The sequence below is a fragment of the Escherichia whittamii genome (assembly GCF_014836715.1).
Lineage (GTDB): Bacteria > Pseudomonadota > Gammaproteobacteria > Enterobacterales > Enterobacteriaceae > Escherichia > Escherichia whittamii.
Genome location: NZ_JACSQI010000003.1, coordinates 173219 through 190269, shown reverse-complemented (window position 1 = coordinate 190269; position 17051 = coordinate 173219). Strand labels below are relative to the sequence as shown.

The following is a 17051-nucleotide window of genomic DNA, read 5'->3' as shown; positions in this document are numbered from 1 at the left end:
ATCAGTGATTCTGTATCATTATGATAAAGATGCACTGCGTGGATTTAATATTTGAACGCAATCGTTTAACTGGATTTTCTAAAATTTAGCATGCTTTTTTTGCACATTAATAAAGTCATCTGGGGTATCAATATCTAAAATTATTTCTTCATTTTCCATTTCGACGAAATAATGTTCCCCCATGAGTAATGCCTGGCGCATATGGGTAACATTAGGTTGTTTGACCGCCTGCATCAGGCAGGATTTTGACACTAAAATTGGGTGCCCAGGTGTACCGTTATGGAGCGGGAGTATGGCTCCGTTGTTTCGTAACTTCCAGATTTTTAGGAATATATCTCTGTTGAGGGTTGGCATGTCACCATGAGAGAGAAAACAATGTTCTGTTTGTACCGCGGGTGCTGCGGCCTTTACCGAAGTCAGTAACCCCAGCGCATAATCTGGATTGAAAATAATAGTAATGTTGCTATGGCTTGCATAGCGATTATGCAGTTCATTGCCGCGATAACCAGTGACCAAAATAATTCGGCTACAAAACTGCAACGCATTTTTGATACTCGCGTCAAGAATTGTTCCCTGCTGCCAGGGTAACATCATTTTCCATTGCCCCATTCTTGATGACAATCCGGCCGCGGTAATTATACAGTCGATGGCTGACATAGTGGTTCCATTATTATATGGGTTAATAACGCCTGAAAATGCGTTACTCCCTGATGGATTAAGTAGGGGGATAATTTACCCCAGAGAGGTCATAAAAACGCGTGAAAAGTATAATTGACCCATCGGCGTTATTCATTGATTTAGGCGCACAGAAACGTCCCTCAGTGATTTCTGTTGTTGGCGCCGGGGGGAAAACCAGTCTGCTTTTTTGGCTGGCGCAGTTATTTCAGTCCATCGGTAGGCGCGTGTTAATCACTACGACCACACACATGTTTATGCCAGATTCTCACTGGCCCGTGGTTTTCTGTCGTAATCCCGCCATGCTTCCTCATGCGTCTCTTACTTCCCCCATTTCATTTTGCTTTTACAACTGGAAAGCGAACCAGGGAAAAGCGCAGGGATTTACGGCAGAAGCGATTGATGCACTGGCGCAACGACCAGAATGTGACGTAATTCTCATTGAGGCAGACGGCTCACGTGGAATGCCATTAAAAGCGCCTGGTGAGCATGAACCTTGCATACCCAAAAGCAGTTGCTGCGTGATTGCTGTGATGGGAGGGCATATTTTGGGCGCTAAAGTGAGCACGGAAAATGTCCATCGCTGGTCGCAGTTTGCTGATATTACCGGGGTAACACCTGATACGGCCTTGCAACTGAGCGATCTCGTTGCGCTGGTTCGCCACTCTCAGGGCGCGTTTAAAAACGTACCGCAAGGCTGTCGGCGAGTCTGGTTCATTAACCGTTTTTCTCAATGTGAGAATGCGATTGCGCAAAGCGAGCTCCTTCAACCGCTGCAACAACACGACGTAGAGGCAATCTGGCTGGGCGATATACAAGAACATCCTGCAATCGCGCGCAGATTTGTGAATTAGCGGCCCGGGTATTCCGGGGTACTGAAAGGATATCCATTGAGGTTGGTATGAATATTTTCACAGAGGCTGCAAAACTAGAAGAGCAAAATTGTCCGTTTGCAATGGCGCAAATTGTTGATAGCAGAGGCTCAACTCCCCGCCATTCTGCACAAATGTTAGTGCGCGCCGATGGTTCTATCGTCGGTACAATTGGTGGCGGAATGGTTGAGCGGAAGGTGATTGAAGAGTCGCTTCAGGCATTGCAGGAACGTAAGCCGCGCTTATTCCATGGGCGTATGGCTCGTAACGGCGCGGATGCTGTCGGGTCAGATTGCGGAGGCGCAATGTCAGTGTTTATCAGCGTCCATGGTATGCGTCCTCGTCTGGTGTTGATTGGCGCGGGGCATGTCAACCGGGCGATAGCCCAGAGTGCGGCGCTATTAGGATTTGATATCGCCGTTGCCGATATTTATCGCGAAAGCCTCAATCCTGAACTATTCCCACCATCAACTGCGCTTGTTCATGCCGATTCGTTTGGCGCGGCAGTGGAAGCACTGGATATTCGGCCTGATAATTTTGTCCTGATCGCCACGAATAATCAGGATCGTGAAGCCCTCGACAAACTCATTGAACAGCCCATTGCATGGCTGGGGTTACTGGCCAGTCGCCGCAAAGTTCAGCTTTTCCTGCGTCAGTTGCGTGAGAAAGGCGTGGCTGAAGAACATATTGCCCGTTTACATGCGCCGGTGGGCTACAACATTGGTGCGGAAACACCGCAGGAAATCGCCATCAGCGTGCTGGCAGAAATATTACAGGTGAAAAATAACGCGCCGGGAGGGCTGATGATGAAACCTTCTCATCCTTCCGGACACCAGCTGGTGGTGATTCGCGGTGCGGGGGATATCGCCAGTGGTGTGGCGCTGCGTCTGTATCATGCGGGGTTCAAAGTGATCATGCTGGAAGTGGAAAAACCGACGGTGATTCGCTGTACCGTGGCGTTTGCCCAGGCCGTGTTCGACGGCGAAATGACGGTTGAGGGCGTCACAGCCCGACTGGCAACCAGCTCTGTAGAGGCGATGAAACTGACTGAGCGCGGGTTTATTCCCGTGATGGTGGACCCCGACTGTTCACTGCTTGATGAGCTGAAACCACTTTGCGTGGTGGACGCGATTCTGGCGAAACAGAATTTGGGTACGCGTGCAGATATGGCTCCAGTGACGATCGCGCTTGGGCCGGGCTTTACCGCAGGTAAAGATTGTCATGCGGTGATTGAAACAAATCGTGGGCATTGGTTGGGACAGGTTATTTACTCCGGTTGTGCACAGGAGAATACTGGCATTCCTGGCAATATTATGGGGCATACCACCCGGCGAGTTATTCGCGCTCCGGCGGCAGGTATCATGCGTTCCAACGTGAAATTAGGCTTTCTGGTGAAAGAGGGCGATGTGATTGCCTGGATTGGCGAGCATGAAATTAAAGCTCCGCTGACGGGAATGGTGCGTGGTTTACTTAACGACGGGCTGGCGGTGGTCGGTGGTTTTAAAATCGGTGATATCGATCCTCGTGGTGAAACGGCTGATTTCACCAGCGTTTCTGATAAAGCCCGGGCGATAGGTGGTGGCGTACTTGAGGCGTTAATGATGTTGATGCATCAGGGCGTTAAAGCGACGGAAGAAGTGCTGGAAGTGGCTTAAATGAAAACGGCCGGATGGTATTACCCATCCGGCCAGAGACTGATGACAAACGCTAAATTGCCTGATGCGCTATGCTTATCAGGCCTACAGGTGCATTACAATCTATTGAATTTTCGGTATTTTGTAGGCCGGATGGTGTCGACATCCGGCCTTTAAATTACTGGCAAATCACCGTTCCGGTTTTGCCTTCAATCCCTTCTTTCGCTTTGCTCAGTACGGTAATCAGTGCTTCACGACCAGCGCGAGAGCGGGCAAACGAGGCGGCGGCTTCAACTTTCGGTAGCATAGAACCTTTCGCAAAATGCCCTTCTTCGATAAAGCGTTCTGCATCGGCCAGTGACAGACGGTCAAGCCATTGTTCATTCTCTTTACCGAAGTTAATCGCCACTTTTTCTACCGCAGTAAGAATAATCAGCATATCGGCATCAATCATTTCTGCTAAACGGGCGCTGGCCCAGTCTTTATCGATAACTGCACTGGCGCCGCGCAGATGGTTACCTTCACGAATCACAGGAATACCACCACCGCCAACGGTGATCACAACCTGGCCTGCATCTACCAGCGCTTTAACTGTCTCTTTTTCAACAATATCTACCGGCTTAGGCGAAGCAACGACACGACGATAGCCGCGACCTGCATCTTCTTTCAGGGTATAGCCCTGTTTTGTCAGTTGTTCTGCTTCCTGCTCGGTAAAGAACGAACCGATTGGTTTGGTTGGGTTGAGGAAGGCCGGGTCGTTAGCGTCGACTTCGACCTGAGTAACCAGCGTTGCAACGGGTTTATTAATGCCACGAGAAAGCAGTTCTTCTCTTAAAGCGTTTTGCAGATCGTAACCAATATATCCCTGACTCAACGCAACACAGACAGACATTGGCAGCATCGGCGAGTGCGCTTCAGTTTTTGCAGCGGCTTCGAATGCCTGGTTAATCATGCCTACCTGCGGTCCATTACCATGAGTGACGATAACTTCATGTCCCTGGGCAATTAAATCAACAATTGCCTGAGACGTAATTTTTACCGCTTTCATTTGTCCGGCCAGATCGTCGCCCAGCGCATTCCCGCCGAGGGCGAGAACAATTTTCTTACTCATTTTTCCTCACTCATCATTCTTGATTGTGTATAGATCCCTGGCAGTGGTTAGATCACGGGAGGGACAAACGGTTTGCGTCGCAGGAAGCGTCCTCGCCCGGCTTTGCCTGTAAAGGTGCCGTCGCAGAAAATCGTTTCACCACGGGATAAGGTTCTGACAATTGCGCCCTGGCAGGTAAAGCCCTCCCAGGGGGAGTAGTCGGCGTTGTCGTGGAGATGGCGATGCTGAATTTGTTGACTCTGACGTGGGTCGATAATTACCACATCACCATCTGAGCCGGGGGCTAATAATCCTTTTTGTGGCCACAGGCCAAACAGCCTGGCGGGCATAGCACTGGTTAATTCAACAAAACGCTCCGGTGTGATACGTCCCGTCATCACGCCGCTGGAGAACAGCAACTGCATGCGATTTTCCACACCGGGTAAGCCATTTGGGCAGCGACTGAAATCGCCTTTAGAAATCTGCTGGCGCTGGGCCATCGAGAAGGTGCAGTGGTCGGTCGCCACCACGTCAATCGCACCATCGCTGATGCCACACCACAGTTTGTCCTGCTCGCGTACGTTACGCAGCGGTGGGCTAAGAATGAATTTCATGCCGTCTTCTGTATCGTAACTACGTTCGTCCAGCAGGAGATATTGCGGGCAGGTTTCAACCCAGACTGGCTGGTGATTCGCGCGGGCAAGGCGCAGGTAATCCAGACCTAAGCCGTTAGACAGGTGGACGATATAGAGCGGGGCGTTACCGGCAATTTGTGCCAGGTTAATCATGCGGGCGATGGCTTCCGCTTCGCATTCCAGAGGGCGACTCAAGGCGTGATAGCGCGGCGCGGTTAACCCTGCGGCGATAAATTCCGCTCGCTTGCTGGCAATTGCTGCGTCATTTTCCGGGTGTACAGTGGTCAGCGCGCCGGATTCATGCAGGCGGCGTAATGCCTGCAATACTTCATCATCGTTGAGTTTGTATTGATAGGTTAAATAGAGTTTAAAACTACTCAGTCCTTCCTCGACCATCATCGGGATTTCGTCGAGGATGGCGTGATTAATATGCTGGATAACACCATGAAAGCTGTAGTCGATGACCGCTTTATGGGCGGCATAGCCACGATAAACTTCCAGTTGATGGCGTAACCGGCAGCCATTTGGGCCAAATCCCATATGGTCAATAATGGTTGTTGTACCGCCACACGCGGCTGCGCGGGTACCGGTAAAAAAATCATCACAACTGCGCGCGATGCCGACATCAATATTGAAATGCGTATGGACATCTACGCCGCCAGGGAAAACAAAACAGCCAGTGGCATCAATTTCTTCATAAGGGAGCTGCGGCGAAATATCGCAGCCCAACTGGCGAACAATGCCGCTTTCAATCAGCAAATCCTGTTTGGCTTGTCCATCTGCGTTAACGATAGTGCCGTTTTTAATCAATACGCGCATAGCAAACTCCAAAAAACCCTCCGGTAAACCGGAGGGAAATAGGTGAAGAGTGAACAGAATGCTGACAAATCGGTTTAATTTTCAACGCGGGTAGGGCTATTCCCTGACTTGGGAGGGGGGAAGATGATGGCCTGTTCCCCCTCACCCTAACTCTCCCCAATGGGGAGAGGGTCCGTCCGAGCGTTTTTGTGACTTTGTCATCAGTCTGAGAATTATTACTCTGTTGCCAGCCAGCTTAACGGGATTGCAGCGTACATAGCGGCACAGGTCACCAGGTGAGATTTCCAGGTTTTTTCGTTTGGCGCGTGTGCTTCAGGTTCTTTACCCGGTCCAAAGCCGATGACCGGAATGCCGTGACGGCCCATGATGGATACGCCGTTAGTTGAGAAGGTCCATTTATCAACGACCGGAGCTTTGCCAAACAGACCTTCGTAGGCATTCACCAGCGTTTTAACGGTGAAATGATCTTCTTCCACTTTCCAGGTCGGGAAGTAGCATTCGGTTGGGTAAACCAGGCCAGTCCAGGACGGACGGTCATAGTTGTACATAGAAACGACAGCATTGGCTTTCTGTACGGCTGGCAGAGCACGGATTTCGTCCAGCGCGCCTTCCCAGGTTTCGCCCCAGGTCAGACGACGGTCGATGGAAACGGCACAGCTGTCTGCTACCGCGCAACGACTTGGTGATGTGAAGAAAATTTCGGAAACAGTCAGAGTACCTTTGCCGAGGAATTCGTCATAGCCCAGACGTTGGGAGAGTTCTTGTAACTCGCCAAGAATCGGGCCCATTTTGAAAATGGCGTTATCACCGCGTTCTGGCGCAGAACCGTGGCAGCTAACACCCTGAACATCAATGCGAATTTCCATACGACCGCGCTGACCACGATATACCTGGCAGTCGGTTGGTTCGGTACTGACCACAAATTCCGGGCGAATGCCGGATTGCTCAATAATGTACTGCCAGCACAGACCGTCGCAGTCTTCTTCCTGCACCGTACCGGTAACCAGCAGGGTGTATTCATCTTCCAGACCGAGGTCTTTAATGATCTTACCGGCATAAACCATTGATGCCATGCCGCCTTCCTGGTCGGAAGTACCACGGCCACCGATCAGTTCGTCGGTTTCCATGCCTTCGTACGGGTCGAATTCCCAGTTTTTGATGTTACCAATGCCTACGGTGTCGATGTGAGCGTCCATCGCCACCAGACGCGGGCCGTGACCGATATAACCGAGAACGTTACCCATCGGGTCAATTTCAACTTTATCGAAGCCGACTTTTTCCATCTCTTCTTTAATACGATGCACTACGCGTTTTTCGTCGCAGCTTTCGCTGGGAATCGCAACCATATCGCGCAGGAAGCGAGTCATGTCTGCCTGGTAATCTTTTGCTTTTTCAAGAATCAGTTTGAATGGAATATTCTTAGCCATTATTTTTCTCCAGATTTTTTACTCCCCGTTTGGCGGGGAGCTGTTCCAATAGGGTGATTAAGGTGCTACAGAGTGTTTGCCTTCCCAGACAACTTCGCGGTAGTGCTTCACGTCGGTGTCGCCTTCAGTGCTGATAACCAGGACGATGGCATCTTTGTTCAGCGCCAGTTTTTCCATCAGGCTTTGACGTTGCGGGTGATAATGAACAGCCGCGAGAACGCCCAAACCGACAGCGCCAGATTCACCAGAAATGATGCGTGGATCGTTGCCGTACGGATTACCCAGTACGCGCATACCTAATGCGGCAACGCTGTCCTGACAGGAGATAAATTGGGTGGCACAGTTACGTAAGATTTCCCAGCCCAGAGGGTTAGGTTCGCCGCAGGCCAGGCCCGCCATGATAGTGGCCATATCGCCGCCAACGTTGACGATGTCGCCTTTGACGCCAGAGCGATAGATACAGTCAGCTTTGTCAGGTTCAACAATAATGCTGTGCAGATTTTGTGTGCTGTAGACGTCGACCAGATAACCCAGCACACCACCGGCCATAGCACCGACACCGGCTTGCAGCAGAACGTGAGTCGGGGTTACGCCCATTTCACGCATTTGCTCGACGGCTTCATCTGCCAGAGTGGCGTAGCCCTGCATGATCCAGGTTGGGATTTTGGTGTAGCCTTCCCAAGCGGTATCCTGCACCACTTCCCAGCCGTGTTGCTGCGCGTGTTGCATGGTCAGGCGAACGGTATCGTCATAGTTCATATCAGTGACGATGCACTCGGCTCCGAGGTTCAGAATGGCGTCAACGCGTTCCTGAGCTGAACCTTTCGGCATGTAAATTACCGCGTTCTGACCGAGTTGCTGTGCAGCCCAGGCAACACCGCGCCCGTGGTTGCCGTCGGTCGTTGTCGCGAAGGTCATTTTTTCGCCGATGGCATTTTTCAGATGCTCGAATGACAGTGTTTCGATATCAAGATGATATTTTTCGCACAACAACTGAGCGATGGCGTATGCACCGCCGAGCATTTTGAATGCGTTCAGACCGAATCGTTTTGACTCGTCCTTAACGAGAATTTTCTTCACACCAAAAAGGTTTGCGAGATCGTCCAGCGCACAAAGCGGTGTTGGGCGATAGCCAGCAATTTTCTGGTGGAACTGGCGCGCCAGTTTTGCCTGGCTTTGCGAAAAGAGCGGTGATGTTTCGCCGTTGAAAAATTTGTTATCGGCGATATCAATCTTCAATGAGAAAACGGACATATCCTATCCTTTTGGCCTCTGGAAATAGAGAGCCGACCTGTCGATCGGCCCGAGGGGTTATTTCACGCGTTCTTGCGCTTCTTTAAGCAGTTGTTCGAGCAGAGCACCCGGTTTGGAATATTTACGGGAAAGGATCATCGCTGCGATGATATATGGCTTCCAGCTGGCTTCTTTGTAGGTCGCGATACGGTATTTTTCGAATACGCCTTCAGTGACTTCACCTTCTTTGCAGGATACGCCGCTGATATCGGCTGGCAGGCAGTGCATATACAGGGCTTCGCCATCACGGGTCAGCTCCATCATCTCTTCAGTACAATGCCAGTCTTTGTGCTGTGCGTTCTGTGCCAGACACTGTTTTTCCAGTGCTTTCAGTCCTTCGTGATCGTTAGCGCGCAGCAGTTCAGTACGCTCTTCCATCACTTTGTAAGGCGCCCAGGACTTCGGATAAACGATGTCTGCGTCTTTGAATGCTTCTTCCATGCTTGTTACCTGACGGAAGCTACCGCCGGATGCTTTAGCATTGTTTTTAGCGACTTCAACGACATCCGGGATCAGGTCGTAACCTTCTGGATGGGCAAGGGTGACATCCATACCGAAGCGGGTCATCAGACCGATGATGCCTTGCGGTACAGACAGCGGTTTGCCATAGCTTGGGGAGTATGCCCATGTCATGGCGATTTTTTTACCTTTCAGGTTTTCCAGTGAACCAAAGTGTTCACGCAACCATGCCAGGTCAGCCATTGACTGAGTCGGATGGTCGATATCGCATTGCAGGTTAACTAAAGCCGGGCGCTGCGGCAGTACGCCTTGCTTGTAGCCGTCGTCGAGCGCCGCGCCAACTTCACGCATATAGGCGTTACCCGCACCCAGATACATATCGTCACGAATACCGATAGCGTCAGCGCAGAAGGAAATCATATTAGCGGTTTCACGGACGGTTTCGCCGTGCGCGATTTGTGATTTACCTTCATCGAGATCCTGCTGTGCAAGGCCGAGCAGGTTAAGCGCGGAAGCATAAGAGAAACGGGTACGGGTGGAGTTATCGCGGAATACGGAAATACCTAATCCACTATTAAAGACTTTGGTCGAGATGTTTTCGGCACGCAGTGCTTTTAACGCTGCGGCAACGTCCAGTACTTGTTTCAGTTCATCTGGCGTCTGTTCCCACGTTAACAAAAAATCTTTCTCGTGCAGGTGAGAGGTCAGCGAATTGATATCCTTAATCAGCTCATTAACAGTTTTCATCATAAAGTCCCGGTAGTGGAATGACAGGCAAAGTGGTTTATTTCACTGTGACTTGCCAAAGTGATTGGTGTTTTCACAGCTATACCAGGGACTAACAATAAACATGCCAGAATTATCTACGCGGTCATGAAACGCTAATCTGACAGGGGATATGTGGGATTGATCACAAATTATCGCCACACTACGGAAGTTAAGAATATACGAAAACGTTTGGCTTTTTTAACGCTGTTATTTATTTGCTGCTAAGTATCAGAAATAAGATAAAGGGGCAGGTGAAACCTCGTCAGTTTGATAAACTCACACCCGTAATTCTCATATTGATATAGAAATGTGATATCACTTCCATAATTTCATTAGAAAGTGATAAAAATCTTATGTTTTTAGCAAAGCGATTTTTGCCTGAGTTAATATCGTTATGATCTGTGAACCATCAACGTCTTCAATGATCGACTTTTAAGTGATTCTGGAAGGTAAAGCTATGGAGCTTGCTAATACGCAGTCAGTTTTGATGCAAATTCAACCAACAATTCAGCGTTTTGCCAGAATGCTAGCCAGCGTTTTGCAGCTTGAAGTTGAGATCGTTGATGAAAACTTGTGTCGCGTCGCTGGAACCGGCGCATATGGGAAATCTCTTGGTCGCCAGTTGAGTGGCAACTCACGCTTGCTCCGCTATGTCCTCGAAACGAAAACCGAAAAGGTCGTGACACATTCTCGCTTCGATCCCCTTTGTGAAGGCTGTGACAATAAAGAGAGTTGTCGTGAGAAGGCGTTCCTGGGGACGCCCGTTATTCTGCAGGATCGTTGTATCGGAGTGATAAGTTTGATTGCTGTTACTCATGAGCAACAAGAACATATCAGTGATAATTTACGCGAATTTTCAGATTACGTTCGCCATATATCGACTATTTTTGTCTCTAAACTCCTGGAAGAGCAGGGGCCGGGAGATAACATCAGTAAAATATTTGCTACCATGATCGATAATATGGATCAAGGTGTATTAGTTATTGATGAGGACAATCGTGTTCAGTTCGTTAACCAGACTGCATTAAAAACACTTGGCGTAGTTCAAAATAATATGGTTGGGAAACTTATTCGTTTCAGGCCATTAACATTTGAGAGTAATTTTACTCATGGACATATGCAACATATTGTCTCGTGGGATGATAAAAGTGAATTGATAATTGGTCAGTTGCATAACATTCAGGGACGACAGCTATTTTTAATGGCGTTTCACCAATCCCATACCAGTTTTTCCGTGGCAAATGCATCTGATGAACCGCATATTGAACAATTGGTTGGTGAGTGCCGTGTTATGCGGCAATTAAAACAGCTTATTAGCCGCATCGCGCCCAGCCCCTCCAGCGTCATGGTCGTTGGTGAAAGTGGGACCGGAAAAGAAGTGGTGGCCCGTGCTATTCATAAGTTGAGTGGGCGACGGAACAAACCCTTTATCGCTATCAACTGCGCGGCGATTCCGGAGCAGCTTCTGGAGAGCGAGCTGTTCGGTTATGTTAAAGGCGCATTTACTGGCGCTTCTGCCAACGGTAAAACAGGGCTGATTCAGGCAGCAAACACGGGAACGCTGTTTCTTGATGAAATTGGCGATATGCCTTTAATGCTTCAGGCAAAACTGCTGCGGGCGATTGAAGCGCGTGAGATCCTGCCTATTGGCGCCAGTAGTCCAATACAGGTCGACATTCGCATCATTTCTGCAACTAACCAGAATCTGGCTCAGTTCATAGCCGAAGGTAAATTCCGCGAAGATCTTTTCTACCGACTTAACGTTATTCCTATCACTCTGCCGCCGCTACGTGAGCGTCAGGAAGATATTGAACTGCTGGTGCATTACTTTTTACATCTCCATACCCGTCGCTTGGGATCGGTTTACCCTGGTATTGCTCCCGATGTTGTTGAGTTACTGCGTAAGCATCGTTGGCCTGGAAACCTGCGAGAGTTAAGTAATTTGATGGAATATCTGGTTAACGTCGTTCCTTCGGGCGAAGTCATCGACAGTACGCTACTACCACCAAATCTGGTTAATAACGGTACGACGGAGCAAAGTGAGACGCCAGAAGCCAGCGAGGCACATTTGGCTCTCGATGATGCTGGCGGCACGGCGCTAGAGGAGATGGAAAAACAGATGATTCGCGAAGCGCTCTCACGGCATAACAGTAAGAAGCAAGTCGCTGATGAGTTGGGAATTGGCATCGCCACGCTTTATCGTAAAATTAAGAAATATGAATTGTTAAGCGCATAGCCATCAAAAAATCCGGCCTGAATTCAGGCCGGATTGCGTTTTACTTCGTTTCTTCGCAGTCCAGGACTGTATTCACAATCATTTGATATCCGGTACAGCGACACAGATTCCCAGCCAAACCACGGCGAATTTCCGTAATGGTTAACGGTTTTTCTCGAGGTTTTGCCAGCATCGCCGTAGTGGCCATAATAAGCCCCGGCGTACAAAAACCACACTGTACAGCGCCAGATTTCGCATAAGCCTGTTGTACATGAGACAGTTTGCCGCTTTTTGCCTCGCCTTCCAGCGTGCGGATCTGTTTTCCTTCAGCCCATGCGGCCAGGTATAAGCAGCTGTCTATCGCGGTTCCGTCAACCAGCACCGTACAGGCACCGCATTCACCAACGCAGCATCCTTGTTTGACACTAAGCAGCCCTTGTTCGCGGAGCAGTTCCGAGAGCGGCATGCCTGGCGCGGCGTGAAGCTGAAAAGGCATACCGTTAATGATGCATTCAATAGTAATACTTTCGCTGTGATTCATTGCAATTTTCCCCCCGCCGCAGCGACGGCTTCGCTAATCACTTTTTTGGTCATCGTCTGGATGAGATGCAGACGGAACTCTTTACTTGCTCGCCATGAAGAGCGCGGTGCGACATCCTGCAGGACAGATTCGCAGATGGCCTCCAGCGTTTGCAGGTTTAATGGCTCATTTTGCGCAGCCTGTTCGGCGTGCTGGCAGCGGATCGGCGTAGGCGCAGCAACGCCAAATGCCAGACGCAACTCGCTGAAGTAGCCGTTGTTCAATCGACAGTGAGCGGCACACCCGATTGTTGAAATATCCATCGCGTCGCGCATGGCATATTTATAATGTGCGCTACCTGCGTGTTCTTTTGGCTGCGGAGGAAAATGAAACGCGACCAGAATTTCATCATGCTCAAGGGAAACCTTGCCCGGTCCGGTATGAAAACCATTAATCGAGACAAAACGGATCCCACGCGGTGAATGGATTTCCAGTCTCGCGTCGTAAATCAGCGTTGGCGTGGCTGAGTCTGCGCTGGTGGCACCGTTACAAATATTTCCGCCGTAGGTAGCGACGTTACGGATTTGCGGGCCGGCAATAGACGAAGCCGCAGCGCATAACGCCGGGAGATGATGTTGCGTTAACTGATTTTCTATTAACTGGGTAAAGGTCGTCGCAGAGCCGATGCGTAGTGCACCATCTTCCGCCAGCGTAATTCCCCGAAGCTCCCCCAGATTGTGGATATCAACAATATGGCGATAGCGATCATTATGATGGTGGAGTTGAATTAGTACGTCAGTGCCACCGGCGAGCAGTTTGGCCTGCGGATTTTGAGCCAGCAGGTTGGTTGCATCGGCAACGGTCGTTGCGCGATGGTAAGAAGCAAAATCAAACATGATGTTATCCTCAAATCAATCCTGCCAGATGGAACTCTTCATATAACCGTTTTGGCGTTAGCGGCAGCGTATTGATTGCGACACCGGTAGCCATCTTCACCGCATTACGAATTGCAGCGGCAACAGGAATAATTGGCGGCTCACCCAGTGACTTATGTCCGTATGCGGATTGTGGTTCATTTATTTCGACAAACGCACTTTCCAGTTGTGGCAGATCCGGCATGGTCGGCATTTTGTAATCCAGTAAATTTGGGTTACGTACCACGCCACTTTTCGCGTCGATAATCATCTCTTCAAAAAGCGCCCAGCCGATGCCCATCCCCATCCCGCCGTGAACCTGACCTTCAGCCAGCAGCGGATTAAGAATATGGCCCGAATCATGAACATTGAGGATGCGGTTGATGGTGACCTTACACAGCGCGATATCGACCGTCAGATCAACAAAGGTACAGCCAAATGCAGGTGGGTTTGTGGTAGTTTTGATTGAGCTTTCTGCAGAAAGCTGCCCGCCACGCTCGGGATGATAAAATGCATCCATTGCCAGATCTTTTAACGACAGTAACGCCTCTTCCGGTCTTTCAACCAGTACGATATGGCCTTTTATCAGGGTTAGATTCATCGCCGACTGATGCAGTATTACTGCGGCGTGGGCGAGAATTTTCTCTCTTAGCAAAAGCGCTGCACTGCGTAGTGCCGGGGCTGCGACATAGCTCTGACGTGAAGCAAACGCGCCTGGATCGAATGGCGTAATATCGGTATCTTGCGTCGAAATTACGCGGACATCACTGACCGGAACGCCTACGGTTTCAGCCACCATTTGCGAGAACACGGTATCGGCACCCTGACCGATTTCCGTCGCGCCGCTCTGCACGTTGATGGTTCCATCCTGATTCATCAACAGGCGCGCGCCAGCGATTTCTACACCGACAGGCCAGGTGTTGGAGGTGTAACTAAAACAGGCAACACCAACGCCGCGGCGCAGATTACCTTGTTGCTTCTGGCACTCCACACGGCGCTTTTCCCATTCAAAGATTTCCCGCCCTTTTTCCAGGCACTCTGGTAATCCGGCACTGTAAATACGTTTGCCTGTGAGCGGATTTGCATCGCCTTCACGAGCGGCGTTGCGTAAACGAATTTCGATAGGGTCGATACCCAGCGCTTCAGCAGCGTCATCCAGCATGGATTCAACAGCAAAAACCACCTGCGGCGCGCCATAACCACGCATCGCACCCGCTGAGGGCAGGTTGGTATAGCAAGTCTTTGAGCTATAAGAATAGGCACAGCGCGGGTAGAGATAAGCAACTTTATTGCCGCCTGCAGAAGCGATGGAATGACCGTGTGAAGCGTAAGCACCGGTGTTAGACAGAACATCCAGGCTATAGCCTTTCAGCGTACCATCGCGGTTTACGCCCATTTGTCCGTCAATGGTAAAAGCGTGGCGAGTGCGGGTCGCCAGAAAACATTCTTCGCGGCTTAGGGAAACTTTCACCGGAATGCCGCCGAGTTTACTGGTCAGGAATGCCGCCATCGGTTCTTCCAGTACATCTTGTTTATTACCAAAACCACCGCCAACAAAGGGCTTGATGACTCGCACGCACGACCAGGGAATATCCAGCGCCTGACCGACAACGCGGCGGACAATGTGCGGGATTTGGGTGCTGGAAACGATGGTAATTCGTGAATCGTCTTCCATCCACGCCAATGAGGTCACGCTTTCCATATGGCAATGTTGAATGACCGGCGTCTGATAATGCCCCTGCACCTGGTAATCGGCGGCGTCGATTGCTTGCTGGACATTACCTGTCGACATTGTGCTTTGTTTCAGTAAATTGCCACCGCTATGGATTGGCGCAGCGTCTTCTGCCAGTGCCGCTTCTGGCGTGGTAATGACGGGCAATTCCTGCCATTCGATATGGACAAGTTGCGCCGCTTTTTCCGCTGTGAGCTCATCACGGGCAACGACAATAGCAACCGCATCTCCATGATGGCGGACGTGGCGTGTTAACAGGGCGCGATCGGCGGTATCGCGTTTATTCTCATCCAGAGTCCAGGCATGGCCCGCCGTGGCAAAGGAAATATCAGGGACATCCTCCCAGGTAAATACAGCCAGTACGCCTGGTAAACTTCTGGCTTGTTCATCGTTAATGCTTACCGCATAACCATGTGCAATTGGGCTACGAACATATTTCGCGTAACACATGCCCGCCATAACATAATCGTCAGTATATCGTGCCCGCCCGGTGACCTTCGCAATGGCATCGACGCGCATGCATGATTCACCTGTAGCGGTTGCTTCCCGCGCTTCCATAGAAATCCCCTTGATTTGAACATTTGGTTCTTATGGCAATGATTAAGTCTTTGCAGGCAAGAATTACGCCAGAAACGACTATAAGCACGAGGGGAGGGGGGAAGTGTGACGTCGTTAAAAAAATACTACGGATGATGCATTTTTATCAGCAAAGAAAGTGAGTGCAGTTTATCAATATGAGTGTGATAAAAATCATTGTGATAAATGAGTGTTAGAGGTCAATCAGGACGGTTCCGATTTCGTCATAGTTTGCCAACGGTGCTAATAGATTCTTGAACAGTTATTGATTCGTACATGCCTGTTCCCACGCAATGGATTGGGGATCTGACGGGGGGCTGCTATGATATAGCGTCTTGTTTTTTAGCGAGGAAAGATTTTGAGCGCAGGACGCCTGAATAAAAAAACTCTGGGTATCGTGATGCTGTTATCAGTAGGGCTGCTTCTGGCTGGCTGTTCGGGTAACAAATCATCAGATACAGGAACGTATTCCGGCTCCGTTTACACCGTGAAACGGGGGGATACGCTTTATCGTATTTCACGCACCACGGGGACCAGCGTAAAAGAGCTAGCCCGACTCAATGACATTTCACCCCCCTATACCATAGAAATCGGCCAAAAATTGAAACTTGGTGGGGCGAAAAAAAGTAGTAACAGCACGCGTAAATCCACCGGAAAATCGACGACAAAAACAGCGTCAGTGACACCGTCTTCGGCCGTTTCGAAATCTTCATGGCCGCCGGTTGGGCAACGTTGCTGGTTATGGCCAACGAGCGGAAAGGTTATTATGCCTTACTCAATGGCAGATGGCGGCAATAAAGGGATTGATATTGCGGCGGCGCGCGGAACGCCAATATACGCCGCAGGTGCTGGTAAAGTGGTATACGTGGGTAATCAGCTACGTGGCTACGGTAATCTCATCATGATTAAACACAGTGAAGATTACATTACTGCTTATGCCCATAACGACACGATGCTGGTGAACAATGGGCAAAGTGTTAAAGCTGGGCAAAAGATAGCGACTATGGGGAGTACTGATGCGGAATCCGTGCGGCTACATTTCCAGATTCGCTACCGTGCTACGGCAATAGATCCTTTGCGCTACTTGCCGCCACAGGGCAGCAAGCCAAAGTGCTGATGGCGAATTAATCAGCAGTCAGTAGCAAGGCACTTGCTTAGGAGAGCGTAAGGTTTATAATGCCTTACGCATCTCGAAGCGGGCGTAGTTCAATGGTAGAACGAGAGCTTCCCAAGCTCTATACGAGGGTTCGATTCCCTTCGCCCGCTCCAGTTTCTTAATTTTTCTCTTTCTCTGTTTTTTCTGTAGTCATCAAATTCTTCCGTTATTGTTGATACATTCACGTCAGATGTAGATAAATCCAACATCCCCAACAAAAATAGAGTGTATAGCTCAAAATATAGAGCGCTATTCTTCTTATGATA

13 protein-coding genes and 1 tRNA gene are annotated in these 17051 nt (G+C 49.8%); 5 read left to right on the top strand and 9 right to left on the bottom strand.

What is annotated here, in order from left to right:
* Positions 1-78: 78 nt before the first annotated feature.
* The gene (gene mocA, locus H9644_RS06620; RefSeq protein ID WP_064529807.1) at positions 79-657 is read right to left on the bottom strand and encodes a molybdenum cofactor cytidylyltransferase; all 579 of its coding nucleotides are present in this window, start codon (positions 655-657) and stop codon (positions 79-81) included.
* Positions 658-758: 101 nt separating this feature from the next.
* Between mocA and yqeC the strand changes: the two genes are divergently transcribed.
* Both yqeC and yqeB read left to right on the top strand, forming a co-directional pair.
* Positions 759-1529 (top strand): selenium cofactor biosynthesis protein YqeC, encoded by a 771-nt coding sequence (gene yqeC, locus H9644_RS06615; RefSeq protein ID WP_064529808.1) that lies wholly within the window; start codon positions 759-761, stop codon positions 1527-1529.
* 47 nt (positions 1530-1576) lie between these two features.
* Positions 1577-3202, top strand: a complete 1626-nt coding sequence (yqeB, locus tag H9644_RS06610) for a selenium-dependent molybdenum cofactor biosynthesis protein YqeB (RefSeq protein WP_191773829.1) — start codon at positions 1577-1579, stop codon at positions 3200-3202.
* A 157-nt stretch (positions 3203-3359) separates the two neighbouring features.
* On the opposite strand, the gene arcC is transcribed toward yqeB, so the two are convergent.
* The 5 genes from arcC to ygeW all read right to left on the bottom strand — a co-directional run bounded on the left by arcC (position 3360) and on the right by ygeW (position 9651).
* Positions 3360-4292 carry a carbamate kinase gene (gene arcC, locus H9644_RS06605; RefSeq protein ID WP_064529810.1) on the bottom strand — a complete coding sequence of 311 codons (933 nt, stop codon included), beginning with the start codon at positions 4290-4292 and terminating at the stop codon, positions 3360-3362.
* Positions 4293-4339: 47 nt separating this feature from the next.
* Complete coding sequence (hyuA, locus tag H9644_RS06600; protein WP_064529811.1) at positions 4340-5725, bottom strand: D-phenylhydantoinase; 1386 nt, start codon at positions 5723-5725, stop codon at positions 4340-4342.
* 215 nt (positions 5726-5940) lie between these two features.
* Positions 5941-7152 (bottom strand): YgeY family selenium metabolism-linked hydrolase, encoded by a 1212-nt coding sequence (locus tag H9644_RS06595; protein ID WP_064529812.1) that lies wholly within the window; start codon positions 7150-7152, stop codon positions 5941-5943.
* A gap of 57 nt (positions 7153-7209) precedes the next feature.
* Positions 7210-8406, bottom strand: coding sequence for a diaminopropionate ammonia-lyase (gene dpaL, locus H9644_RS06590; protein ID WP_105289272.1), 1197 nt, complete (start codon positions 8404-8406; stop codon positions 7210-7212).
* Between the two features lie 57 nt (positions 8407-8463).
* A complete protein-coding gene (gene ygeW, locus H9644_RS06585) occupies positions 8464-9651 on the bottom strand; it encodes a knotted carbamoyltransferase YgeW (protein ID WP_001360948.1) in 1188 nt (395 codons plus the stop codon).
* Positions 9652-10129: 478 nt separating this feature from the next.
* Between ygeW and H9644_RS06580 the strand changes: the two genes are divergently transcribed.
* Positions 10130-11908, top strand: a complete 1779-nt coding sequence (locus H9644_RS06580) for a sigma-54 interaction domain-containing protein (RefSeq protein ID WP_064529814.1) — start codon at positions 10130-10132, stop codon at positions 11906-11908.
* A gap of 40 nt (positions 11909-11948) precedes the next feature.
* On the opposite strand, the gene xdhC is transcribed toward H9644_RS06580, so the two are convergent.
* From xdhC to xdhA, 3 genes are read right to left on the bottom strand one after another with little or no spacing between them, the layout of a single operon-like run.
* Positions 11949-12428 carry a xanthine dehydrogenase iron sulfur-binding subunit XdhC gene (xdhC, locus tag H9644_RS06575; RefSeq protein ID WP_191773827.1) on the bottom strand — a complete coding sequence of 160 codons (480 nt, stop codon included), beginning with the start codon at positions 12426-12428 and terminating at the stop codon, positions 11949-11951.
* A complete protein-coding gene (gene xdhB / locus H9644_RS06570; RefSeq protein ID WP_191773825.1) occupies positions 12425-13303 on the bottom strand; it encodes a xanthine dehydrogenase FAD-binding subunit XdhB in 879 nt (292 codons plus the stop codon). The genes xdhC and xdhB overlap by 4 nt, the downstream gene beginning before the upstream one ends.
* A 10-nt stretch (positions 13304-13313) precedes the next feature.
* Positions 13314-15611 (bottom strand): xanthine dehydrogenase molybdenum-binding subunit XdhA, encoded by a 2298-nt coding sequence (gene xdhA, locus H9644_RS06565; RefSeq protein ID WP_191773823.1) that lies wholly within the window; start codon positions 15609-15611, stop codon positions 13314-13316.
* 376 nt (positions 15612-15987) lie between these two features.
* On the opposite strand from xdhA, the gene actS reads away from it, so the two are divergent.
* Together actS and H9644_RS06555 are read left to right on the top strand one after the other, a co-directional pair.
* Positions 15988-16746 (top strand): amidase activator ActS, encoded by a 759-nt coding sequence (gene actS, locus H9644_RS06560; RefSeq protein WP_191773820.1) that lies wholly within the window; start codon positions 15988-15990, stop codon positions 16744-16746.
* A 78-nt stretch (positions 16747-16824) separates the two neighbouring features.
* A tRNA-Gly gene (locus H9644_RS06555) sits at positions 16825-16898 on the top strand.
* The last annotated feature ends 153 nt before the right edge of the window (positions 16899-17051 follow it).